We start from the raw sequence: 23,536 nt of genomic DNA, 5'->3' as shown, positions 1-23,536 counted from the left end.
TAATTTGTCAGGGATGTCTTAATAAGTTATACTTTTGTTCAAGTGTTAATGAAATAAAATCAATAAGACCAATAAAACAGTTCATAAATTGCATAAAATACTCATTATGAGGAACATCTCATTAGTCTGTAGGAACGTTTTGAAATCAGCTATGTTGATTTCGGCGTTTACTTTTTTATTAAATTTTTCTGCAAATGCGCAGGATTTAGTAGAGGGGCGAAAAATTTTCCGTGAAAAATGTGCTTCTTGTCACTCTTTAGATAGGGATAACGTAGGACCTGCGTTACAAGCTAAAGTAAATGAGAAGAGCGAAGCATTTTTAATTAAATGGATAAATAATGCTCCGGCCTTTACGGCATCAGGTGATCCAGAAGCGGTAGCTGCTTCTAAATTCAGTGAAAAAGAAATGACTGCATTTCCTTCTTTAACTGAAGATCAAATAAAAAATATTATAGCTTACGCAAAAGCTGGCGAGCCTAAGAAAGAAGGTGCCGTTGCTGCACAAGCTAATTCTGAAATATCAGGCTTATCAATTGCTGGTGTAATAGCAGTTATAATTGGAGCTATTTTAGTATTAGTGATGTTAGGAAGAGCTACTAAAATGCTTGAGCGTTTAATACTTCAAAAACAAGGAATAGAGGTTGTAGAAGTAGAAAGCGTACCTGCGTCAGTTGTAGCGCGTAAAATGTTCAAGAACAAGAAATTTGTTTTCTTCGTGGTATTATGTCTATTAATGGTTTTAGGATCATTTGGATGGATGACCATGTGGAATACAGGTGTTCATACTGGATATCAGCCAGTACAGCCTATTAAATTCTCTCACGAGTTACACGCAGGTATCAATCAAATAGATTGTCAGTATTGTCACTCAGGAGCATTTAAATCTAAGAACGCTACAATTCCTAGCTTAAATGTTTGTATGACTTGTCATAAACAAGTTCAGGCAACAGATAAATATGATGGTGAGATTTCTCCAGAAATTCAAAAAATTTATAGTGCAATGGGTTACGATCCAACTAAGCCAGATGCGCCTTTAGATCCAGCAAAACAACGTCCAGTTGAATGGGTTAGAATACATAATTTACCTGATTTTGCATATTTTAATCACTCACAACATACTGTTGTAGGAGAAGAGGCAATACGTAAGCAGTCTGGATTAAAACCAAATGAGCCTGTGTGTTTTGCATGTCACGGACCAATTGATACAATGGAAGAAGTATATCAATATTCTCCTTTAACCATGAAATGGTGTATCAATTGTCATAAAGAAGCAGAAATCTCTACAAAAGATAATGCTTTCTATGAGAAAGTAATTGCTGCTCACGAGCAAATTAAAAAAGGACAAAAGATTACTCCTGCATTATTAGGAGGTCTTGAATGCGGTAAATGCCATTATTAATAAAAAACTAAAACAGTAAAATAGCTTAAATGGAAAGCAATAAGAAATACTGGAAAGGCCTGGAGGAGTATAATAATACTTCTGAGTTTGTTGAGAGTTCAAAAAATGAATTCGCTGAGCCGCTTCCAATAGAAGATGTTTTAAATGAAGCAGGATTAAGCACGGTAACACCACGCCGTGACTTCCTTAAAGCGTTAGGTTTTGGCTTAAGTGCAGTTACACTTGCTGCTTGTCAACCTGGCCCTGTTCATAAATCAATCCCTTACTTAATTCGTCCAGAGGAAGTGATTCCTGGGATACCAAACTATTATGTGTCTAGTTTTAATGGACAAAGTATTTTGGTTAAGACGAGAGAAGGTCGTCCAATTAAAATTGAACCTAATCCAAATGCAGGCGCATTTAATCAAGGTACAGATGCACAAGCACAAGCTTCTGTATTAGATTTATATGATGTTTCTAAATTAGAGTCGCCAATTTTAAAAGGAAACTTAGAAAAAAATTGGGACAAAATTGATTCATTTGTTAAAGGTGAATTAAATAAAGTTCAATCTGCAGGTAAGAAAATTAGAATTGTTTCTTCATCTGTAAATAGTCCGTCTACAAAAGGTGTAATTGCTGATTTTACTGCAAAATACACGAATACAAAACATATTCAATACGATGCGGTATCTTATACAGGTATTATTAAAGCAAATGAGAATAGTTTTGGTAAAGCTGTATTACCTAAATATAATTTCGATAAAGCAGACTTAATTGTAAGTTTTGCTGCTGATTTCTTAGGAACATGGATTAACGGAGAAGAGTTTACTTCGCAATACATTTCTAATCGTAATTATAAGTCATTAAATAATGGCAAGATGAGCCGTCACTTCCAGTTTGAGTCTGGAATGAGCTTAACTGGTACAAATGCTGACACTAGAATCCCTGTAAAGTTATCTGAGCAAGGTCCGGCATTAATTGCTTTATATAATGCAATTACTGGCAATAATTTAGCTGGTGCTGGATTACCAAATAACGTTAACGCAGATAAAGCGATTAAATTAGTTGCAAAAGAATTAATTGCAAATCGTGGAAAATCGTTAGTAGTTTGTGGTTCAAATGATGTATCTATTCAAACTATAGTAAATGCGATCAACGCTGCTATCGGCAGTTATGGTACTACTATAGATTTAGATAATCCTTGTAAAAAATATAGTGGTAATGATGCTGAATTAGCTGAATTTATCAACGAAGTAAATAAAGGTGAAGTAGGTGCAGTTATCTTCATGGATTGTAATCCAGTTTATGACTTGCCTAATTCTAAAACTTTAACTGATGCTTTAGCTAAAGTTTCATTAAAGGTTTCATTAGCTGATAGAAACGACGAAACTGCTTCTCTTTGTGATGTTGTTGCTATCGGATTTACTTATTTAGAGTCATGGGGTGATTCAAATGCTTATGAAGGTCAATATACCATCGTACAGCCTACTATCAACCCTGTTTTTAATTCTAGACAAGCAGAACAAAGCTTATTAATTTGGTCAGAAAATCCTGTTACAGATTATTATCAATACGTTCGTAATACTTGGGAAACCAAAATTTTGCCAAGCGTAGGTAAAACATGGGCAGAATTATTGCAAACAGGCGTTGTTAATGCTCCAGCAAAAACTGCAGGTGCATATAGCTTTAGCATGTCGTTAGACTCTGTTGTATCTAGTATCACAAGTACTAGCAAAAACTTAGCTAAGGATATTGAATTACAAGTTTATGAAGGTGGTGCTATTCGTGATGGTAGATATGCAAATAATGCCTTCTTACAAGAATTACCTGATGGTGTAAGTAAAGTAACTTGGGATAACTATGTTGCTATAGGACCAAAATTCGCAGAAAAATTAGGCTTTAAACAATCAGATGTAGTTAGTGTTAAAGCTGCAAATGGTTATTCAATAGATTTACCAGTATTAATTCAACCTGGACAAGCAACAGGAACTATTTCTATTGCTTTAGGTTATGGTCGTACCAATTCTGGTAAAGTAGGTGATAACGTTGGTAAAAACGCTTATCCATTTATTCAATCAGTAAACGGAACTAATTTATATGCTAATTCAGTAAAATTAGAAGGTACTGGAAGAACATATGAATTAGCACAAACGCAAACACACCACTCTTTCGAAGGAAGAAATATTATTCGTGAAGCTACTTTTTCTGAATATGTAAAAAACCCAACTGCAGGTTCTGGTAATCATGCTCCTAAACATAAAACTTATGATTTATGGGATAAATATGAGACACCTGGAAACAACTGGGTTATGGCAATTGACTTAAATGCATGTACAGGTTGTGGATCTTGTGTGGTAGCATGTAACGTTGAAAACAACATTCCTGTTGTTGGTCGTGATGAGGTTCGTCGTAGAAGAGAAATGCATTGGTTAAGAATCGATCGTTACTATAGTTTCGACGAAGGAGCGGCTACTCAGGCTACTGTAAATAAAACTGGTGCTACTCAAAAAGTAACTAAAGAAACTGAGATCGCTAAATTGGATAATATGGATACGGTAACAGTTGTACATCAGCCTATGCTATGTCAACATTGCGACCACGCTCCATGTGAAACAGTATGTCCGGTATTAGCAACAGTTCACTCATCAGATGGTTTAAACCATATGGCTTATAACCGTTGTGTAGGTACTAGATATTGTGCTAACAACTGTCCATATAAAGTTCGTCGTTTTAACTGGTTTAACTATTGGAATGATAGCCGTTTTGATAACTACTTAAATAATGAGTTTACACAATTAGTGTTAAATCCAGATGTTACTGCTCGTACAAGAGGGGTAATGGAGAAATGCTCAATGTGTATCCAAAGAATTCAAGCTGGAAAATTAAAGGCTAAAATAGAAAAACGTCCACTACAAGATGGCGACATTAAAATGGCTTGTCAGCAAGTTTGTTCAGCAAATGCAATTGTATTTGGTGATGCAAATGATCCTGAATCAGAAGTTTCTAAAGCTTTACGTAGTGAAAGAATTTACTATGTATTGGAAGAAATCAATGTTCAGCCAGGAATTGGTTATATGACCAAAATTAGAAATGTAGACACTGTACAAGCATAAGCTCGACTAAAAGAATTAAAAATTATGTCAGGACATAACGAATCGATATTAAGAGAACCGTTAATTACGGGAAATGACATCACTTACGATAAAATAACGAGTGATGTATTATACCCTGTTGAAAATAAGCCAAATAAAGCTTGGTGGATAGGATTTATTGTAGCTTCATTAGGAGCTTTACTTTGGATCGTAGCAGTAAGTTATACTTTTTGGTTTGGTATTGGCGCATGGGGATTAAATAAAACAGTAGGTTGGGCTTGGGATATTACCGGCTTCGTATGGTGGGTAGGTATTGGTCACGCTGGAACATTAATTTCAGCAGTATTATTACTTTTCCGTCAGAATTGGAGGAACTCAATTAACAGATCTGCTGAGGCGATGACCATATTTGCAGTTATTTGTGCTGCAACTTATGTTGTATCGCACATGGGTAGACCATGGTTAGCATATTGGGTATTACCATTACCAAATCAGTTTGGCTCATTATGGGTTAACTTTAACTCACCATTGGTTTGGGATATGTTTGCTATTTCTACTTATTTTTCAGTGTCATTATTATTCTGGTACACTGGTTTATTACCTGATATTGCAACAATTAGAGATAGAGCTACAGGAACTAGAAGAAAAATTTATTCAATATTTTCATTTGGATGGACAGGTAACGTAAAGACTTGGCAAAGATTTGAAGCAGTATCTTTAATCTTAGCGGGTATTTCAACTCCATTAGTACTATCTGTACACACAATTGTATCTATGGACTTTGCAACTTCGGTGATTCCAGGATGGCATACAACAATTTTCCCTCCATACTTTGTGGCAGGAGCTATCTTCTCTGGATTCGCAATGGTACAAACCTTATTATTGGTTGCGAGAAAAGTATTAGGCTTAGAGAACTATATTACCATGTTCCACATTGAATCTATGAACAAAATTATTATTGTTACTGGATCTATAGTTGGGGTTGCTTATTTAACTGAGTTTTTTATTGCATGGTATTCAGGATCTGAATATGAATTATATGCATTCCAAAACCGTGCAGCAGGACCATACTGGTGGGCTTATTGGTTAATGATGACTTGTAACGTTATTTCACCACAGTTATTTTGGTTCAAGAAAATTCGTACCAGCATTGCAGCATCGTGGATATTATCAATAGTTGTAAATATTGGTATGTGGTTCGAGCGTTTCGTAATTATTGTTACTTCGTTGCATAGAGATTATATTCCATCAAGCTGGGCTATGTTCTATCCTACATGGGTAGATGTGGCGATATTTGTTGGATCAATTGGTTTATTCTTTACCTTGTTTTTATTATTTATCCGTGTATTACCATCAATTGCGATGGCAGAGGTTAAATTACTAGTGAAAAGCGCTAGTGAGCAAGAGAAGAAAAGACAAATTGCTGCAGGTGAACATGATTCTGAATATGTAAAAGAATATATAGAATCCTTAGAGAAATTTGATAGTGTTAAACAAGAAGATTACGCAAAAGTATAACAATGAGTAATATCAAATATATTTTAGGAAGTTTTGGCGATCCAGATCAAATGATGGATGGCATTGGAAAGCTTCAGGAACAAAACATTTCCATTTATGATGTTTATACACCCATGCCAATTCACGGCATTGAGGCTAAGTTAGGTGTTAAAAGATCTAGACTTGATATTCTTGCATTCTTTTGCGGAATTACAGGAACTATTTCAGCTTTCGCTTTAATTTATTTAACGTCAGTTGTAGATTGGAAACATAATATTGGTGGTAAACCTGCATTAGCAATGCCTGATTTTATTCCAATTATGTTCGAATTAACAATTTTATTTACGGCGTTTGGTTTAGTATTATCTTACTATGCATCTAGCCATATGTTCCCAGGAAGAGCGCCTAGGGTAATGGATTTAAGGGCTACAAACGATCGTTTTGTAATTGCAGTAGATGCATCAGAAAATGCAGATCATTCTAAAATCGATGAACTTTTTAAACAAGCAGGTGCTCTTGAAGTAAAATATAATGAAAGGAAGTATATCAGCTATGAATAGGAATAAAATTATATATGGTTGCTTTTTTTCAGTGGTTATCGCGGTAGCGGTTGCTGCTTGTGGAAAGCGTAGTACAGGAATGGAATTTGCAAGAAATATGTATGATCCAATTGGATACAATCCTGACCAACCTAATAAAGGTTTTAAAAATGGATTAACATCACAAGTTCCTCCTTCAAATACTACACCTGTAGGTTTCCAAGAAGTGGATACTTTTCCAAATACTAACGAAGGTGCTGTAATGGCAGGTGTTCAATTAGTTAATCCTTTGTTACCTGAAGAGAAAGTATTATTAGAAGGTAAAAAGTTATTTAACGTATTTTGTTCTCCATGTCATGGTGAGCTGGGTGATGGCCAAGGTCATTTAGTTAAACTTGAAAAAGTATCTGGTGTGCCAGCATATTTTGGAGATGCAGCTTCATCAAGAGGAGGTTTAGTAAAAGATATTCCTGCAGGAAAGATTTATCATACCATTAAACATGGTTTAAATACAATGGGTTCTTTTGCTTCTCAACTAACTCCTACTGAACGTTGGAAAGTAGTTACATATGTTCAACAATTACAAAAAACACAATAAGATATAAATGGCAACTCATCAATATAATTTATCCGAACAATTTGAGTTTACAGGAAAAGCAAAAACTTTAAGCATTGTTGCTATAGTTGTTGGTTTAATAGCAATTGGTTATGGCTTTTCTGATAAAAGTATGCATGAGCGTACTTTTGCTAATTTATTGTTAATGAGCTACTATTTTGCTTGTGTATGTATGTCAGGTGCATTCTTTTTAGCAATTCAGTATGTAGCTCAAGCAGGTTGGTCGGCATCTATTTTGCGCGTTCCACAAGCGATGGCAAAAATTTTACCTTTAGCTTCTATCATTTTACTTTTAGTGATGGGTTTAGGTTTATATACTCATAATTTATATCACCACTGGTATGCTGAAGGATTAACTGATCCTAATAGCGAAAATTATGATAAATTAATCGCAGGTAAATCAGCATTTTTAAATGTTCCATTTTTTATGGGACGTCAAATTGTTTTCTTATCAATTTATTCATTCTTTGCAGTATTATTAGCAAAATTATCTAATAATGAAGATTTAGAAGGAGGCTTAAACTCATACAAACGTAGTTTTAAGAATTCTTGTATATTCTTAGTTATTTATGGTTTTACTACACCTATTTTTGCTTTTGATACAGTTATGTCATTAGAAGCACACTGGTTCTCTACCATGTTTGGTTGGTATAACTTTGCTGCAATGTGGGTTAGTTGTTTAGCTATTATTGCAATTATTGTAATTAGCCTTAAAAAAGCAGGTTATATGAGCTATGTAAATAGTAGCCATTTACACAACTTAGGTCAATTTATCTTTGGTTTCTCTATTTTCTGGACTTATGTATGGTTTGCACAGTTTATGTTAATCTACTATGCAAATATTCCTGAGGAAACGGTATATTTTTACAAGAGATTTGAAATGTATAAATTTTGGTTTTTCTTAAATCTAATTTTAAACTTCTTAACTCCTGTATTATTGTTAATGGACAGAGATAACAAGCGTAGTGAGAATAAATTATTAATTGTATCGATTATTGTATTATGTGGACACTGGGTAGATTATTACCAAATGATTATGCCAGGAACAGTAGAAGCACATAACGGTTTTGGTATTTTAGAAATTGGTACTGCAGTAGGTTTTGTAGGATTATTTACATTTACTGTTTTAAATGCTTTAAGTAAAAAGGCATTGGTTGCTAAGAATCACCCGTTTTTACAAGAAAGTTTACATCATCATATTTAGGATTAATAAAATACAGGGCACGTACTGGTTAAAAAAATGAGGTTAATAAATTTTATAAATAGAAAAGTAATTGCAGTTACAGGCTTATTCTTATCATTAATGGTAAGTACTACTGCATTCGCGCAAACAGCTGCAGCTGGGGCTGCAACAGCTAAAGTAGATATGGGACCGATTTATAAATCGATTTCTTTCTATGTTCTCTTGTTTCTATTGTTATGTCTATTTGTAGGCATTATTGGGAAAGCATTAAAAATATATGAGCTTTCTCGTGAAGTTCAAGGAAAACCAATAGGAATCAATTGGAATATTGTAAACGGAACTCTATTTGCAATATTTTTAGTTGTTGGTTTATATGGCGTTTATTGGGAATATACTGTACATGGAAGTATGATTCTGCCTGATGCTGCATCTGAGCATGGTCAAAGAATTGATAAAATGTTTAATTTAACATTAATCATTACTTCTATTGTATTTATATTAACCCACATCGCATTATTTGTTTTTGTTTACAAGTATAAAAATGATGGAAAGCGTAAAGCTTATTTTTACCCACATAATAATACATTAGAGTTAGTTTGGACTATTATTCCTGCTATTGTTTTAACAATATTAGTTTTAATGGGCTTCTTAACTTGGAGATCTATTTTCTACAAAGAGACTGATCCAAATAATTTGCCAATTAACATTGAAGTAACTTCTTCTCAATTTCAATGGGATGTAAGATATCCAGGTGAAGATGGTGAAGTAGGTGAGCGTTATTATAAATTGACTACACCAACTAACTCGATTGGTATTAATTTTAAAGATACAAAGAGTTTAGATGATCAAATGGCTCCTGATACAATTACTATTCCTATTGGTAAGCCAGTTAAATTTAGACTAAGTAGTAAAGATGTAATCCATAGTTTTTATTTGCCTCATTTTAGAGTTCAATTAAATACTGTTCCTGGTTTAACTTCATATTTTGAATTTACGCCTACTGCTACTACAGCAGATATGATCGCAAAAACAAATGATCCTAAATTCTCATATGTATTATTGTGTTCTAAAATTTGTGGAGATGGACATTATAACATGAAGAGAATTATAAATGTTGTTTCCGTAGAAGAATATGAAAAATGGGTTAAGAGATTACCAAGATACCTGAATAATGATTTGAGAAAACAATTTGATATTCCGGTAGTAGAAGAGCCAACCGTAGAAAAAGTTGACTCAGCATCTACAATGAGTACTTTAACTGCACAAAATAATTAATTTATACTGAAAGCTAATTATGTCAACAATAGCAATACACGATACAGATAATCATCATAATCATGACGACCACTCTCATGGTCATCATAAAGAGACATTTTTGACTAAATATGTTTTTAGTCAAGATCATAAAATGATTGCTAAGCAGTTCCTTATAACAGGTGTTATAATGGCTGTTATTGCAATGGTTTTATCTATCTTATTTAGGTTACAATTGGCTTGGCCAGATAAATCGTTTCCTATTTTAGAAACTTTTTTAGGTAAATGGGCTGAAGGCGGTCGTATTAAGCCTGATTTTTTCCTTGCCTTAGTTACCATTCACGGTACCATAATGGTATTCTTTGTTTTAACAGCAGGGTTAAGTGGTACATTTAGTAACTTATTAATTCCTTATCAAGTTGGTGCTAGAGATATGGCTTCACCATTCTTAAACATGCTTTCATATTGGTTATTCTTTGGTGCATGTGTTGTAATGATGAGCTCATTTTTTACACAAACTGGTCCAGCTAGTGCGGGATGGACGATTTATCCTCCTTTGTCTGCTGTACCTACTGCTATTGATGGCTCTAAATCTGGTATGACATTATGGTTAATCAGTATGGTTATGTTCGTTGCTTCTTCATTAATGGGAGGTATTAACTATGTAACTACTGTTTTAAACATGCGTACTAAAGGGATGGATTTATGGAAAATGCCATTAACAATTTGGTCATTTTTCTTAACTGCTATCTTAGGTATCTTATCATTCCCAGTATTAGTTGCCGGTGTAGTTCTATTAATTTTTGATAGAAGTTTTGGTACCAGTTTCTATTTAAGTGATATGGCATTTGGTACTCAAATTTTACCAAATGAAGGTGGTTCGCCAATTTTATGGCAACACTTATTCTGGTTCTTAGGTCACCCTGAGGTATATATCGTTATTATGCCAGCTTTAGGTATTTCGTCTGAAGTTATTGCAGTGAATGCTCGTAAGCCAATATTTGGTTACCATGCGATGGTTTATTCATTAATTGGTATTACTACATTATCATTTATTGTATGGGGTCACCACATGTTCGTTACTGGTATGAATCCATTATTAGGGGGTGTATTTATGATTACAACCTTAATTATTGCGGTTCCATCTGCTGTAAAGACTTTTAACTACTTAGCTACATTATGGAGAGGTAATATTCGTTTCACTCCTGCTATGTTATTTGCTATTGGATTAGTTTCTTTCTTTATTTCAGGAGGTTTAACTGGTATTTTCTTAGGTAATGCTGCATTAGATATAAACTTACACGATACTTATTTCGTAGTTGCTCACTTCCACTTGGTAATGGGTTCTGCGGCTATTTTTGGTATGCTTGCTGGTGTTTATCATTGGTATCCAAAAATGTTCGGTAGAATGATGAGTTCTAAATTAGGTTATTTACACTTCTGGTTAACTTTTATCTCTGCTTACTTAGTGTTTTTCCCAATGCACTTCTTAGGATTAGATGGTGTACCTAGAAGATATTATGCATTTACTGAATTTGAATTCATGAATAAATGGTTAACTGTTAACGTATTTATTACATGGGCTGCAATTATTGGAGCATTAGCACAAGTTGCTTTCTTATTCAACTTCTTTTATTCTATGTTTAAAGGAAAACGTGCTCCTCAAAACCCTTGGGGTGGTACAACTTTAGAATGGACAACTCCAGTAGAACACATTCACGGAAACTGGCCAGGAGAAATTCCTACAGTTTACCGTTGGCCATACGATTACAGTAAGCCAGGTGCTGATGAAGATTTTATTCCTCAGACTGTACCTTTCTCTCAAACTATGAGATCTAATATGCCTCATGATTTTGAAGGTGATGCTGAAATGGAGCGCATCCAAAAAGAATGGAATGATGCAAATCCGCTAGAAGAGACTAAAAATTCTTAATAGCGATAATTTCAAAATATACAGTATAAACAGGAAGATTTTCTTCCTGTTTATGCATAGTACCAATACAAGTGATGGTGTCAAAAGCAGAAAATAACTTTATTAGATTTAACTTTTTTACAATTGTTATTACTTTTCTGTTAATATTAGCTGGAGGTGTAGTTAGAAGTACGGGCTCAGGAATGGGTTGCCCAGATTGGCCAAAATGTTTCGATAGCTATGTTCCACCAACTAATTCTGCTCAGTTACCCCCAAACTATCAACATAAATATATTGAAGGTAGAATTAAGAAAAATGAGCGTTTTGCTGGTTTTTTAGAAAAAATTGGGAAGCAAGAATTAGCCGATCAAATTCGTAACGATAAATCTGTTTTAGAGCCAGAAGTTTTTAATGCTACTAAAACATGGACTGAATATGTTAATCGACTAATTGGGGCTTTAACAGGAATTTTATTGATAATATTAGCTGTTAAATCTTATCATTACATTAAAATTGCGCCAAGAATTTTCTGGTTAAGTGTAATTAATTTAGGAATTACAATTTATCAAGGTTGGTTGGGTTCTATTGTGGTTACCACAAATCTAACTCAATGGGTAGTAACTATTCATATGCTTCTGGCCGTTGTAATTGTCTCTATATTAATCTACACCTACTTTTATTCTAAACACTTAAATAAAGAGGCCAATGTTATTATGGCAAAATTACCATGGTTAAAATGGTTCCTTGTGATCTCTTTAATATTAAGTTTTATTCAAATAATATTAGGTACCGAAGTAAGGGAAGCAATTGATGTTGTCGCTAAACAATTAAACTTTATAAATAGAGATTCTTGGGTTGAGAAGACAGGTAAAATATTTTTTGACCATAGGAACTTATCTATTTTTGTAGTTGTTATTAATGTAATTCTTTATAAAATGATAAAGGATAGATTTAATGGCAAAGCAGAACCGTTAATTGTTTGTAATTGGATGTTGGGAATTTTGATCGTTCAAATTCTTAGCGGAATTATTTTAACTTATTTAGGACTTCCTCCTGTTACCCAAATGATTCATATTTTATTTGCTGTTTTATTATTTGGGATGCAGTTTTATTTATACTTATTGGTTAATAGAACCAAGACTTACAAACCACAATTAAATTGAAGCAGTTTTTTTCTGATTTCTCGAAACTCATAAAATTTAGGTTAACGTTTCTAGTTGTATTTTCAGCTTCTGTATCGTTTCTAATAGGATCTCAAGTACCAAATGCTGAAGGGATAATATCACCTATAGATTGGGGAAATTGGGGCTTACTTATTATTGGTGGGTTTTTGGTTACAGGTGCAGCAAATTGTTTTAACGAAGTTATTGAGGTAGATCTAGATAAATTAATGTCAAGAACTAAGGACAGACCCATGCCTTCTGGGCATATGACCACAGGTCAGGGTTTGGTATCTGGTTTAGTGATGGGTATTTTAGGTACTTATATTTTAGGTAAATTAAACTTAGAAACGGGTTTATTATCTGTTTTTTCTATTTTTTTATATGCATTTGCTTATACGCCATTAAAGAAGAAATCGCCAATAGCCGTGTTTGTTGGTGCAATTCCAGGTGCTTTGCCGCCGTTAATAGGTTATGTTGCGGCACATGGTAAAATAGATGATATAGCAATTATTATCTTTTTAATCCAATTTGTATGGCAATTTCCACACTTTTGGGCAATTGCATGGGTATTAGATGACGATTATAAAAAGGCAGGTTTTAGATTATTGCCAACTACACACAGAGATAAAAGAAGTGCTTTTATTACCTTTGTAAGTACTTTAATTTTAATCCCTATTTCTTTAATTCCTACCTTTATGGGATTTGGAGGATATATTATTGGTGTTGTTTCACTAATTTTAGGGGTGATTTTTTCTTATTACGGTTTCAAGTTGTATAAGACTTTAGAAATGGCTGATGCAAGAAAAGTAATGTTTGGTTCATTTTTCTATTTGCCTATTGTGCAAGTAGTATTGTTAATAGATTTTTTAGGTAAATAATAATGGTTGATAATTTAACAAGTTCGGAAGAACAAAGAACTTTTAAGGCTAAGAAATTTATAGTGTGGTTATTTGTAGTATCCTCATCAATTATGTTTGGTGGATTTACAAGTTATTATATTGTATTTTCGGAAGCTAAAGGTAAAGGTCATGGTTTAGTGCTACCAGACTTATTTATGTATAGCACTGTAGTATTACTGTTAAGTAGTATTTGTTTATTTATTGCATCAAAATCTTTTAAATCTGGAAATTTTGCTAGACAAAGGATGTTGTTGTGGATTACAATAATATTAGGCGTTATATTTGGTGCTTTACAATTTGAAGGTTGGAAGAGTTTAATATTAAATGGAGCGGTTTTAGTAAATAATAACGCTTCAATTTCTATGATTTATGTATTATCTGGTTTCCATTTATTACATATTTTAGCCGGGATATTTATTATTATCGGCGTATTATTGGGCTCATATAAAGGGATTTCTTTAGAGCGACAAGGTTTTCGTGTACAAATTGCCAGTATTTTTTGGCATTTTATAGATATATTATGGATATATCTGTATGTTTTTTTACTTTTGAATAGTTAGAATTAATAATACTAAATACAACAATAAATAATGGATTCTATCACCCAATTAGACAAAGTTAAATCCACCCCTTGGAGCGGTGGAAGATCCCCATGGTCTTTAGAGTATGGAAAAATCATGATGTGGTTTTTCTTAATTTCTGATGCCTTTACATTTTCTTCATTATTAGTGTATTACGGAGCTCAACGTTTCTCAAAAGATACTTGGCCGTACCCTGATCATGTATTTCAATCTATTCCAGGTATAGCTGATAGCGGTTATCCATTGGTATTTGTGGGTATAATGACCTTCATTTTAATTATGAGTTCATTAACTATGGTATTAGCTGTAAATGCAGGTCATAGAGGTAAGAAAAAAGAAGTTATCTGGTGGATGGTTGCAACTATTATTGGTGGTTTTGTATTCTTAGGCTGTCAAGCTTTAGAGTGGAGTCACTTGTTTCACCAAGGATTTAATTGGGGACAAATTCCAGCTGACTTAAATGCGTTCTTTTTAGGAGAGCCATCTACAATAGCTGCTCAACAGTTTGCAAATTTATTCTTTACGATTACCGGTTTCCACGGTTTCCACGTATTCACAGGAGTTGTTATTAATATCATAGTTTTAATTATGGTAATAAATGGAACTTTTGAGCGTAGAGGTCATTATTTAATGGTTGAAAAAGTTGGTTTATACTGGCATTTTGTCGATCTAGTTTGGGTTTTCGTATTTACATTTTTCTATTTAGTTTAATCTTATTTTTATGTCAGTAAATAATCATAGTTCAGAAGAACACGAAGAGTTATCTGTAGGTAAAATTTGGAAGGTTTTCTTTATTTTATTGGTTTTAACTGTTATTGAGTTTATAATTGCTCTTTGGGTTAAACCAGCAGGTTACTTTGGTAATCACGCTTTATTAATAGGAAATACAATATATATTACTTTAACCTTAATTAAGGCTTATTATATTGTTGCATATTTTATGCACTTAAAATATGAGAAGTTTGGATTTCAATTAGCATTAACTGTATCATTCATTTTTATTATTTACTTCATAGTACTTATGCTAATTGAAGGTGAATTTTTGAACTTGCATATGGTTGGTTAAATGAAGAACTTTTCAATAAAAAAAATATTAATCCTGGTAACTATATTAGCGTTGCCAGGATTTTTGTATTATTTACTAGAGGAAAAAGGTAAAAACAGATACAAAACATTAGCCTATTTTGGGCCAAAAACACCTGCTGATACTTTTCATTCTAAAATGGGTAAAAAGATACGTGATACAATTTATCATGAAGTTAAATTACCTGTATTAACAGATCAAGAAGGAAAGAAATTTGACTTTAATTCTGAAAAGGATCAAATTTTCGTTTTTAATCTTTTTTATACTCAAGCTGGTCATCCTGCTTTAATTGCTAATCTTGCCGTTTCTAAATTTGCTCAATCATTTCAGCGTAACGAACGTGTCAAATTTTTAAGTATTACTTTAAATCCTGAAGTTGACACTCAAAAACGCCTAAATTTATACGCAGATAGTTTAAATGTAAACTATGGTCAGCATAAGTTGTTGACAGGTGAGAAGGATAGTATTTATTTGGCAGTTAAAAATAGTCTGCTTTTAGATGTTAACAATACCACTCCAATTTCTTATACAAATATGATGGTTTTAGTTGATTATAAACATCGTATAAGAGGAATTTATGAAGTAGCCAATGCTGAAAGTCTATTAAGACTAGAAGATGAAATTAAAGTTTTAATTGCAGAAGAATTAAGAAATATAAATGATGGAAGATAATTTAAGCACTCAAAGTGAAAGTTTAAAATTTAAGAAACTAATAATATTGCTTTCAGTGGTTATTCCTTTAGCTGTAGCAGCATTATTTGTGATTAAAATTCCAGGTGCCACTCCTTTAAATTTCCTGCCTAAAATTTATGCATTTATAAATGGAACTACTGCTGTAGTATTAGTTAGTGCCATTATTGCTGTGAAGAATAAAAAGTTCAAACTTCATGAAGGCTTAATGAAATTGGCTATTTTTTTATCTCTGGTTTTTTTATTGATGTATATCGCTTATCATATGACTTCTGAATCTACTAAGTTTGGTGGTGAAGGAACAATTAGAAGCGTTTATTTTTTTATTTTAATTACCCATATATTATTATCTATCCTTGTAATCCCATTGGTGTTAATCTCTTTTGTAAGGGCATGGTCTAAACAATTTAAACATCATAAGAAAATTGCAAGAATTACGTTTCCTATATGGTTATATGTTGCTGTTACTGGGGTAATCGTATATTTAATGATATCTCCTTATTATAATTTTTAGTTATTATGAAAAGAGGCCTATTAATATTGTTTGTTGTATTCCTGATATTTTCAGCTGGGGATGCTATGGCGCAATGTTCTATGTGTTCTGCTAATGCAGAATTGGGCGCTCAGAACGGTAATACACATACTAAAGGCATAAATCGTGCTGTTTTGTATTTATTGTCTTTCCCTTTTGCTTTAGCTGGTGGGGTAGGTGTGCTATGGTATACTAAGTTCCGTGTAAAGAAAATGCAAAGTGAAAATTGAAAAATCAACTTTACAATTTTTAAATTCGCTCTCAGCAAATAATAATAAAGACTGGTTCCTAGATCATAAGTTAGATTATGAATCTGCAAAAAATAATGTTTTAAATTTTGCTGAGGAAATAATTAATATCATAAGTGCTATAGACCCGGCAGTTCCTGCTACTTATCCTGTTAAAAAAGCTGTATTGCGTATTTATAGAGATATAAGATTTAGTAAGAATAAAGATCCCTATAAGCAGTACTTCGGAATTTGGGTGCCAAGTTTTACTAATTTGGCAAGTGGGCCAGGTTATTATCTTCATATCCAGCCTAATCAATCATTTTTAGGTGCAGGTTATTGGATGCCAAGTGGGGAGCATTTGAAATTAATCAGGCAAGAATTAGACTATAATTCAAGTGATTTCATTAATTTAATTTCAGAAAAATATTTTTCATCTAACTTCAAATTCAATTTTGAGAATGCTTTAAAGCGGGCGCCAATAGGTTATTCGCCTGATCATGAATTAATGCAATATTTGAAATTAAAAAGCTTTGAAGTATCAAAACCTTATACAGATGAACAATTAATAGCAGAGAATTTCGTTCATGAGTTACAGAAAGATTTTCAAAAATTAACTTCATTTATAGCCTTTATTAGGACTTCTATTACAATTTAATCAGCATGAAGCATTCTATATTAATATCTACTATTTCATTACTTCTATTTTTAAGTTCATGCGTGATTTTATCACCTAAAAAGTATAATTCATTATTAGCAAAACAAGACTCGCTAAGTAAGGGTTGGGGTGAAGCGCAAGTTAAAATTGAGGATTTAGAAAAATACATTTCCAAACTTCGTTATGATACGACCGTATTAAATGGGATGATTAAAAACTTAAAAAGTGAATTGGAAGATAGTGAAGTTAAATTAAACGCCTTAAAAACTAATTCTAATGCTGAAATCAATAAATTACTTGCCGATTTAAAGGTCAGAGAATCTCGTTTAAAGGAAGTTGAAGAAATTCTTAATAAACGCGAAGAAGCTAGTCAGCAGTTAAAAGAGAAACTTCAGAATGCTTTACTTGGATTTACAAAAAATGGGTTAAGTGTTGAATTGAAAAATGGGAAAGTATATGTTTCACTTACTGACAAGTTATTATTCCCTTCTGGAAGTATAATTATTGATGAAAGAGGGAAACAAGCTTTGACGGGTTTGGCTGAAGTTTTAAAACAACAGCCTGAGATAAATATAGCAGTTGAAGGTCATACCGATAATCAAAAAGTTAATAATTTAGGTCAGATTAAAGATAATTGGGATTTAAGTGTATTGAGGGCAACTTCTGTAGTAAGATTTCTTACCGAGGTTACTAAGGTCGAACAAATAAGGATGACGGCTACTGGGAAAGGTGAATTTCAACCATTGGTGCCCAATGTATCATCTGAAGATAGAAGTAAAAATAGGAGAATAGAGATTGTGTTGTCTCCGAAACTTGATGAATTATATGAATTAATCAAAAAGTAATTTTAGCCTTTTAAATTTATAAAAGTTAAAATTTATTATACTTATAATGATTTAATTTTTAATAATTATTCTCTAGTTGAACTTTTAATAATAACAATCATAAATAATTTAAAATTTTTATTAACTTTAAATTAATAGTATATTTTTCAATTAATTTAAAGTTATGAAAGTAATAATTATTGGAGAAGATGCATCTATCTTAAATCTTCTAGCGGATTATCTAACTAATATTACGGATTTCGAAATTGTGGACGTGTTTAATTCCACTAACTATGCATTAATGGTTGAAAAGTTGCATAAAAATGAAATCGATCTAATTTTTTTCGAAATTAATAGAGAAACTTCTGATTTAATTGAGGTATGTAGATATTTAAGAAAATGTACAAAGTCGTTGATTTTAACTTCAAAAAATAAGGATTTTACCAGTTTTGCTTTTGATGTTGGTGCGGATAACTATTTACATATACCCATAACAGAAGAAAAGTTTAATATTGAAATTTTTAAGATTAAAAATAAAATTAGGGAGAAGCAAATATTAGAGACGCATAAATTTGGAAATTTCTATTTAAAAGGAGGATCAAAAAATTCCTTTTCTTCAATTTCCATTAAGGAAATATTAAGTGTTGAAGGGTTGAGGAATTATGTAATCTTTAATTATTTTGACTCCTCTAAGCCAGAATCAAAGAATTCAATTACTTATTTAAGTTTAAAAGAAGTTGAGAAAAACTTAGAGTCACTATATTTTTTAAGAATTAATAAATCTCAAATAATTTCTCTACGTCATATTTTAAAAGTTAGCGGAAATAAAATAACGATGAAAAATGATAGGGAATTCATTGTAGGTGCAAAATATAGAGATAAGTTCTTTACCCATATTAATAAGCATAAAATATTTTAGGATTAAATAGGTTTATACCTTTAAAAATTGGGTTTGGGATAATAATTGATGTAGTTGGTATAATAAATTTTTGATTTTTAGAATGGTAACACATATTTGATATGAATTTAATAAACCATTTATTACTCAATTAGGGATGATTGAAAGGTGGGAATCAGCGGTGAGTAGGTATTAAAAGCAAATTCCGAAAGCTGCTGATAACCATAAAGTTGAAATTTAAGGTTAAGTATATAATAAAAAAATCCCATTTAGTGTTTTGCTAAATGGGATTTTTAATTAAACTATTTAATTTTTATTTAAATGCGAATCTAACTGAAATACCAAATCTTCCAGCTTCAGATGGACCATCCGTAACGGTTAATGAAGGTCTCCAGTCAAACGCAAAGTTTAAAGGTGCGTTAATGATTTTATAATCTAATCCCAAAACTGGTCTAATTTGAACTTCAGTATTATTATTTCCGAAGATAAAATTTGGACCTATACCTGCATAATACTTTAGGCCTGAAGCACCATTTACATTTCCATTATATTGGTATTCTCCCCCTAGTCCAACTGCACCACCATCAAAAAATATTAAATTGGCATCAATTGCACCTGTTGAAGTAAGGAAATGTTTAACATTTAAACCGAATCCTGAAGCTCCATCGCCTACATCAATTCTAAGACCTCCTGCAGTTTTATAAGAACTTCCATTTACTTGTGCTTGAGCTTCACTTGAAGAAGCTGCTAAAACCACACCGAATACAATTGCTAATAATAATCTTTTCATATTAATCTTTTTTTTAATTAAATACCGGAATCAACCGATTTGTTTTAGAAAAAAAAATTATAGCGAAAATTAAGCCACAATCATGAATTTTCAGAAAAAACTTTAACTTTTTTGCTGGAAAAACTATTTTTTGAATATAAATAGCTCTTTTTGAGCTTTATCCGATTTGTAAAATTGTACGATTTTATTAGATTTGGAAACCACGTGTTCCTAAACACAAAAACTAAATTTGAACTATATGTCGACTACAATAAAAAGGGTTTTTGATTTTCTTCCTTATAATATTCAATTAAGAGGGGATTATGATTTTTTAAATGGAAAAGTTGGGGGAAAATGGAATAAAATTTCCAATACTGAGTTTCAGAATCAAATAAATTTAGTTAGTAATAGTTTAATAAATTTAGGCGTCGGAAAAGGTTCGAGGGTGGCAATTATGTCGTCTAATAGAATAGAATGGAATATTTGTGATTTTGCAATCATGCAATTAGGTGCATATCAAATTCCATTATATCCTACACTAGGAGAAAATGATATTAAGTTTATTTTAAATGATGCTGAAATATCCATTTTATTTGTTGCAGATAAGGCACTTTTTGAAAAAGCTTCATCAATAGTTAAATCAATGAATATTGATGTGAAGCTATTTACATTTGATGAAATAGAGGGGGCGAACCATTGGAAAACCCTTTTAAATCCCTCAGAAGAGCATAATTTAGAATTGTATAGAGAAAAAGTTACTGCTGACGATATTTTAACGATAATTTATACATCAGGAACAACTGGTCAGCCCAAAGGTGTTATGTTAACCCACAATAACTTAGTGCAAAATGTAATTAATTCATCCGTTTTATTCCCGCCAAACATTAAGACAACGATGAGCTTTTTGCCATTATCTCATATATTCGAGCGAATGGTAATCTACATGTATTTTTATTTAGGCTTAAGTATTTATTATGCCGAAAATATGGATACCATTGTGGCTGATATTAATGAAATAAAACCAGATGGATTTACTTGTGTGCCTCGTCTGTTAGAAAAAATCTATGATAAAATCATGGAGAAAGGAAAGGCACTTACTGGAATTAAGCGTAACATATTCTTTTGGGCGGTTAGTTTAGCTGAAGTTTATGATCATAATAGTGGTTGGTGGTATAGGTTTAAATTGGGGATTGCCAGAAAACTTGTGTTTAAGAAATGGAAAGAGGCTATGGGTAATGAGATTAAATTAATGGTTTCTGGGGGAGCAGCTTTAAATCCACGTTTATGTAGAATATTTTGGGCAGCAGGGATGCCTGTTTTTGAAGGATATGGCTTAACAGAAACTTCGCCAGTAATTACTGTAAATGATTTTGCATCAAATCGTTTTGGAACTGTTGGATGTCCAATAAAAGGTGTTGAAGTTAAAATTGCAGAAGATGGAGAGATATTGGCGCGTGGGCACAATATAATGAAGGGCTATTATAAAAGAGATGATTTAACTGCAGAAAGTATTGAAAAAGATGGCTGGTTTCATACGGGCGATATAGGGGAAATGGTGGAAGGTAGGTTTCTTAAAATCACAGATAGAAAAAAGGAGATTTTTAAAACAGCTGGGGGGAAATATATTGCACCTCAACCTATAGAAACTAAGTTTAAAGAATCGTCTCTTATCGAACAAATAATGGTAGTTGGAGAAAATAGAAAGTTCTCTAGCGCTTTAATTGTTCCATCGTTTTCTGCATTAGAAAAATGGTGTGAAACTAAAAATTTAAGCTTTACCTCAAGAAAAGAAATGTTAGAAAATGAACAAGTTTTAGATAAGTATAGTAGGGAAATAACTTTTTATAATAAGGAGTTTGGCAAGTGGGAACAGGTGAAAGACTTTATATTACTTGATAAAGAGTGGAGTATTGAAGGCGGAGAATTAACCCCGAAATTGAGTTTAAAACGAAAAATTATTGTAGATAAATATGCTCGTTTAATTGATGACTTATACATAAGAGCAGAAAAGAATTTTAAAGGATAGTTTAATGCAAATTCAAAAATATAAATACGGGTTTTTATTGTTTGTAGCAATATTATCCTCTTGTGTTAACGGTCAAATAGGTCAAAACGCATCCGGTCAGTTTAAGAACGGAATGGTTGTATCTGCGAGTGATTACGCCTCTAATGTTGGTGTTGAAATTCTTAAAAAGGGGGGTAATGCAGTAGATGCAGCTGTAGCTGTACAATTTGCTTTAGCCGTAGTTTATCCAAACGCAGGGAATTTAGGAGGGGGTGGATTTATGGTTTATCGCTCAGCGAAAGGAGAAATGGCTACATTAGATTTTCGAGAAAAAGCACCTTCACTTTCTACAAGAGACATGTATTTAGATGCAAGCGGAAATCCTATTATTGAAAAGAGTTTATACGGGGCATTGGCAGCAGGGGTTCCAGGATCTGTAGCTGGTATGGAAGAAGCGCATAAAAAATTTGGTAAATTGAAATGGGCCGAATTAATTCAGCCCTCAATAAATTTAGCAGAAAATGGATTTGAAATAACCGCTCGTCAGGCTAGAGAATTAAATGAGTTAAAAGGAAAATTAGTTCAATTAAATCCATTGGGCACCAATTTAATAAATAAGAATGCTGTATGGAAAGAAAAGGATAAATTAATTCAAACTGAATTAGCTACAACCTTAAAGTTAATTCGAGATAAGGGCAAAAAGGGATTTTACGAAGGGCCAGTTGCAGATAGTATTGTGGCTGAAATGAAACGAGGAAATGGAATAATTACTTTGCAAGATTTAAAAAATTATACTGCAGAGTGGAGAGAACCATTGACTGGGACTTATAGAGGCTATAAAATTATTACCATGCCCCCACCATCAAGTGGTGGAATAGCATTACTTCAATTATTAAAATCTGTTGAACCCTATGCTCTTAATAAGTATGGATTTAATTCAGACTCTACCGTACAATTAATGGTAGAAGCAGAGCGACGCGTATATGCAGATAGGGCAAGTTATTTGGGAGATCCAGATTATTTTAAAGTTCCAGTCCAGCAGTTGCTTTCGAATGAATATATACAAGGTCGTATGTCGAGCTTTAGTTTTGCTAAAGCTGGCAATAGTAATGAAATATTAGCTGGTGTATTATCGCCTGCCGAACATGAAGAGACCACCCATTTTTCTATAGTTGATAGAGAAGGGAATGCAGTATCGTTAACTACTACTTTAAATGGATCGTATGGTTCTGCTGTAGTTGTAAAAGGCGCCGGATTTTTATTGAACAATGAAATGGACGATTTTTCTGTTAAGCCAGGAGCGCCAAATATGTACGGTTTAGTAGGTGGTGAAGCAAATGCAATTGAGCCAGGAAAACGAATGTTGAGCTCTATGACGCCAACCATTTTAGAAAAGGATGGCAAATTGTTTATGGTAGTTGGTACACCTGGAGGATCTACCATCATTACTTCAGTATTTCAAACTATTTTAAATGTAATAGATTTTGAAAAAACGATGCAGGCGGCTGTTTCTGCTAAAAAAATTCATCACCAATGGTTACCAGATGTTGTAAATTATGAAGAAGGAGCATTGGATTCTTTAGTTCTCAAAAAGCTAAATTCTAAAGGTTATCTGCTTAAACAACGTGGGCCAATTGGCAGAGTTGATGCAATTCTAATTACAAAATGGGGCTATTACCAGGGTGGTGCAGATCCGCGTGGTGATGATGCAATAGTCGCTTATTAATTACATTTA

Annotated in this window: 22 protein-coding genes; 21 read left to right on the top strand and 1 reads right to left on the bottom strand. The window is 32.7% G+C overall.

Going from position 1 to position 23,536, the window contains the following annotated elements; all coding sequences use genetic code 11:
• Nucleotides 1-106: 106 nt before the first annotated feature.
• The 19 genes from VRU49_RS01925 to VRU49_RS01835 all read left to right on the top strand — a co-directional run bounded on the left by VRU49_RS01925 (nt 107) and on the right by VRU49_RS01835 (nt 19,048).
• The gene (locus VRU49_RS01925; RefSeq protein WP_330145084.1) at nt 107-1,399 is read left to right on the top strand and encodes a c-type cytochrome; all 1,293 of its coding nucleotides are present in this window, start codon (nt 107-109) and stop codon (nt 1,397-1,399) included.
• Nucleotides 1,400-1,428: 29 nt separating this feature from the next.
• Nucleotides 1,429-4,491, top strand: a complete 3,063-nt coding sequence (locus VRU49_RS01920; RefSeq protein ID WP_330145083.1) for a TAT-variant-translocated molybdopterin oxidoreductase — start codon at nt 1,429-1,431, stop codon at nt 4,489-4,491.
• A gap of 24 nt (nt 4,492-4,515) precedes the next feature.
• On the top strand, nt 4,516-5,988 hold the full coding sequence (gene nrfD, locus VRU49_RS01915; protein ID WP_330145082.1) for an NrfD/PsrC family molybdoenzyme membrane anchor subunit: 1,473 nt from the start codon (nt 4,516-4,518) through the stop codon (nt 5,986-5,988).
• A 2-nt stretch (nt 5,989-5,990) separates the two neighbouring features.
• On the top strand, nt 5,991-6,527 hold the full coding sequence (locus VRU49_RS01910; RefSeq protein ID WP_330145081.1) for a DUF3341 domain-containing protein: 537 nt from the start codon (nt 5,991-5,993) through the stop codon (nt 6,525-6,527).
• A complete protein-coding gene (locus tag VRU49_RS01905) occupies nt 6,499-7,104 on the top strand; it encodes a c-type cytochrome (RefSeq protein ID WP_330145080.1) in 606 nt (201 codons plus the stop codon). Before VRU49_RS01910 ends, VRU49_RS01905 begins: the two co-directional genes overlap by 29 nt.
• 7 nt (nt 7,105-7,111) lie before the next feature.
• Nucleotides 7,112-8,326 carry a quinol:cytochrome C oxidoreductase gene (locus VRU49_RS01900; RefSeq protein ID WP_330145079.1) on the top strand — a complete coding sequence of 405 codons (1,215 nt, stop codon included), beginning with the start codon at nt 7,112-7,114 and terminating at the stop codon, nt 8,324-8,326.
• A 36-nt stretch (nt 8,327-8,362) separates the two neighbouring features.
• Nucleotides 8,363-9,580 carry a cytochrome c oxidase subunit II gene (locus VRU49_RS01895; protein ID WP_330145078.1) on the top strand — a complete coding sequence of 406 codons (1,218 nt, stop codon included), beginning with the start codon at nt 8,363-8,365 and terminating at the stop codon, nt 9,578-9,580.
• Between the two features lie 19 nt (nt 9,581-9,599).
• Nucleotides 9,600-11,492: a cytochrome c oxidase subunit I gene (locus VRU49_RS01890; protein ID WP_330145077.1), complete on the top strand. Its 1,893-nt coding sequence runs from the start codon at nt 9,600-9,602 to the stop codon at nt 11,490-11,492.
• A gap of 74 nt (nt 11,493-11,566) precedes the next feature.
• Nucleotides 11,567-12,634, top strand: a complete 1,068-nt coding sequence (locus VRU49_RS01885; protein ID WP_330145076.1) for a COX15/CtaA family protein — start codon at nt 11,567-11,569, stop codon at nt 12,632-12,634.
• Nucleotides 12,631-13,512 (top strand): heme o synthase, encoded by an 882-nt coding sequence (gene cyoE / locus VRU49_RS01880; RefSeq protein WP_330145075.1) that lies wholly within the window; start codon nt 12,631-12,633, stop codon nt 13,510-13,512. Before VRU49_RS01885 ends, cyoE begins: the two co-directional genes overlap by 4 nt.
• A gap of 2 nt (nt 13,513-13,514) precedes the next feature.
• Nucleotides 13,515-14,093: a cytochrome c oxidase subunit 3 gene (locus tag VRU49_RS01875; RefSeq protein ID WP_330145074.1), complete on the top strand. Its 579-nt coding sequence runs from the start codon at nt 13,515-13,517 to the stop codon at nt 14,091-14,093.
• Nucleotides 14,094-14,123: 30 nt separating this feature from the next.
• Entirely contained in the window at nt 14,124-14,825 is a 702-nt protein-coding gene (locus tag VRU49_RS01870; RefSeq protein ID WP_330145073.1) for a cytochrome c oxidase subunit 3, read from the top strand.
• 10 nt (nt 14,826-14,835) lie between these two features.
• Entirely contained in the window at nt 14,836-15,180 is a 345-nt protein-coding gene (locus VRU49_RS01865) for a cytochrome C oxidase subunit IV family protein (protein WP_330145072.1), read from the top strand.
• Nucleotides 15,181-15,870 carry an SCO family protein gene (locus VRU49_RS01860; protein ID WP_330145071.1) on the top strand — a complete coding sequence of 230 codons (690 nt, stop codon included), beginning with the start codon at nt 15,181-15,183 and terminating at the stop codon, nt 15,868-15,870. It begins immediately after the preceding gene.
• Nucleotides 15,857-16,402 (top strand): DUF420 domain-containing protein, encoded by a 546-nt coding sequence (locus VRU49_RS01855; RefSeq protein ID WP_330145070.1) that lies wholly within the window; start codon nt 15,857-15,859, stop codon nt 16,400-16,402. The genes VRU49_RS01860 and VRU49_RS01855 overlap by 14 nt, the downstream gene beginning before the upstream one ends.
• A 5-nt stretch (nt 16,403-16,407) precedes the next feature.
• The gene (locus tag VRU49_RS01850) at nt 16,408-16,650 is read left to right on the top strand and encodes a hypothetical protein (RefSeq protein WP_330145069.1); all 243 of its coding nucleotides are present in this window, start codon (nt 16,408-16,410) and stop codon (nt 16,648-16,650) included.
• Nucleotides 16,640-17,305 carry a DUF2461 domain-containing protein gene (locus tag VRU49_RS01845; RefSeq protein ID WP_330145068.1) on the top strand — a complete coding sequence of 222 codons (666 nt, stop codon included), beginning with the start codon at nt 16,640-16,642 and terminating at the stop codon, nt 17,303-17,305. Before VRU49_RS01850 ends, VRU49_RS01845 begins: the two co-directional genes overlap by 11 nt.
• A gap of 5 nt (nt 17,306-17,310) precedes the next feature.
• Entirely contained in the window at nt 17,311-18,150 is an 840-nt protein-coding gene (locus VRU49_RS01840) for an OmpA/MotB family protein (protein WP_330145067.1), read from the top strand.
• A 163-nt stretch (nt 18,151-18,313) separates the two neighbouring features.
• Nucleotides 18,314-19,048 carry a LytR/AlgR family response regulator transcription factor gene (locus tag VRU49_RS01835; protein WP_330145066.1) on the top strand — a complete coding sequence of 245 codons (735 nt, stop codon included), beginning with the start codon at nt 18,314-18,316 and terminating at the stop codon, nt 19,046-19,048.
• A gap of 292 nt (nt 19,049-19,340) precedes the next feature.
• Here the strand turns inward: VRU49_RS01835 and VRU49_RS01830 are convergent, their stop codons facing one another.
• Nucleotides 19,341-19,817: a hypothetical protein gene (locus tag VRU49_RS01830; protein WP_330145065.1), complete on the bottom strand. Its 477-nt coding sequence runs from the start codon at nt 19,815-19,817 to the stop codon at nt 19,341-19,343.
• A 238-nt stretch (nt 19,818-20,055) separates the two neighbouring features.
• Here VRU49_RS01830 and VRU49_RS01825 point away from each other — a divergent pair, with 238 nt between their 5' ends.
• Both VRU49_RS01825 and ggt read left to right on the top strand, forming a co-directional pair.
• The gene (locus tag VRU49_RS01825; RefSeq protein WP_330145064.1) at nt 20,056-21,822 is read left to right on the top strand and encodes an AMP-dependent synthetase/ligase; all 1,767 of its coding nucleotides are present in this window, start codon (nt 20,056-20,058) and stop codon (nt 21,820-21,822) included.
• Between the two features lie 4 nt (nt 21,823-21,826).
• The gene (gene ggt / locus VRU49_RS01820; RefSeq protein WP_330145063.1) at nt 21,827-23,527 is read left to right on the top strand and encodes a gamma-glutamyltransferase; all 1,701 of its coding nucleotides are present in this window, start codon (nt 21,827-21,829) and stop codon (nt 23,525-23,527) included.
• Nucleotides 23,528-23,536: the final 9 nt, after the last annotated feature.

This window comes from Pedobacter flavus (assembly GCF_036324285.1).
In the GTDB taxonomy this organism is placed as follows: domain Bacteria; phylum Bacteroidota; class Bacteroidia; order Sphingobacteriales; family Sphingobacteriaceae; genus Pedobacter; species Pedobacter flavus.
This window is presented reverse-complemented; position numbering and strand designations above follow the sequence as displayed.

What these genes read in the sequence shown, in the direction of transcription:
- VRU49_RS01925 (WP_330145084.1), top strand. Translation starts at nt 107, where the DNA reads ATGAGGAACATCTCATTAGTCTGTAGGAACGTTTTGAAATCAGCTATG.
- VRU49_RS01920 (WP_330145083.1), top strand. Translation starts at nt 1,429, where the DNA reads ATGGAAAGCAATAAGAAATACTGGAAAGGCCTGGAGGAGTATAATAAT.
- nrfD (WP_330145082.1), top strand. Translation starts at nt 4,516, where the DNA reads ATGTCAGGACATAACGAATCGATATTAAGAGAACCGTTAATTACGGGA.
- VRU49_RS01910 (WP_330145081.1), top strand. Translation starts at nt 5,991, where the DNA reads ATGAGTAATATCAAATATATTTTAGGAAGTTTTGGCGATCCAGATCAA.
- VRU49_RS01905 (WP_330145080.1), top strand. Translation starts at nt 6,499, where the DNA reads ATGAAAGGAAGTATATCAGCTATGAATAGGAATAAAATTATATATGGT.
- VRU49_RS01900 (WP_330145079.1), top strand. Translation starts at nt 7,112, where the DNA reads ATGGCAACTCATCAATATAATTTATCCGAACAATTTGAGTTTACAGGA.
- VRU49_RS01895 (WP_330145078.1), top strand. Translation starts at nt 8,363, where the DNA reads ATGAGGTTAATAAATTTTATAAATAGAAAAGTAATTGCAGTTACAGGC.
- VRU49_RS01890 (WP_330145077.1), top strand. Translation starts at nt 9,600, where the DNA reads ATGTCAACAATAGCAATACACGATACAGATAATCATCATAATCATGAC.
- VRU49_RS01885 (WP_330145076.1), top strand. Translation starts at nt 11,567, where the DNA reads ATGGTGTCAAAAGCAGAAAATAACTTTATTAGATTTAACTTTTTTACA.
- VRU49_RS01875 (WP_330145074.1), top strand. Translation starts at nt 13,515, where the DNA reads ATGGTTGATAATTTAACAAGTTCGGAAGAACAAAGAACTTTTAAGGCT.
- VRU49_RS01870 (WP_330145073.1), top strand. Translation starts at nt 14,124, where the DNA reads ATGGATTCTATCACCCAATTAGACAAAGTTAAATCCACCCCTTGGAGC.
- VRU49_RS01865 (WP_330145072.1), top strand. Translation starts at nt 14,836, where the DNA reads ATGTCAGTAAATAATCATAGTTCAGAAGAACACGAAGAGTTATCTGTA.
- VRU49_RS01860 (WP_330145071.1), top strand. Translation starts at nt 15,181, where the DNA reads ATGAAGAACTTTTCAATAAAAAAAATATTAATCCTGGTAACTATATTA.
- VRU49_RS01855 (WP_330145070.1), top strand. Translation starts at nt 15,857, where the DNA reads ATGATGGAAGATAATTTAAGCACTCAAAGTGAAAGTTTAAAATTTAAG.
- VRU49_RS01850 (WP_330145069.1), top strand. Translation starts at nt 16,408, where the DNA reads ATGAAAAGAGGCCTATTAATATTGTTTGTTGTATTCCTGATATTTTCA.
- VRU49_RS01840 (WP_330145067.1), top strand. Translation starts at nt 17,311, where the DNA reads ATGAAGCATTCTATATTAATATCTACTATTTCATTACTTCTATTTTTA.
- VRU49_RS01835 (WP_330145066.1), top strand. Translation starts at nt 18,314, where the DNA reads ATGAAAGTAATAATTATTGGAGAAGATGCATCTATCTTAAATCTTCTA.
- VRU49_RS01830 (WP_330145065.1), bottom strand. Translation starts at nt 19,817, where the DNA reads ATGAAAAGATTATTATTAGCAATTGTATTCGGTGTGGTTTTAGCAGCT.
- VRU49_RS01825 (WP_330145064.1), top strand. Translation starts at nt 20,056, where the DNA reads ATGTCGACTACAATAAAAAGGGTTTTTGATTTTCTTCCTTATAATATT.
- ggt (WP_330145063.1), top strand. Translation starts at nt 21,827, where the DNA reads ATGCAAATTCAAAAATATAAATACGGGTTTTTATTGTTTGTAGCAATA.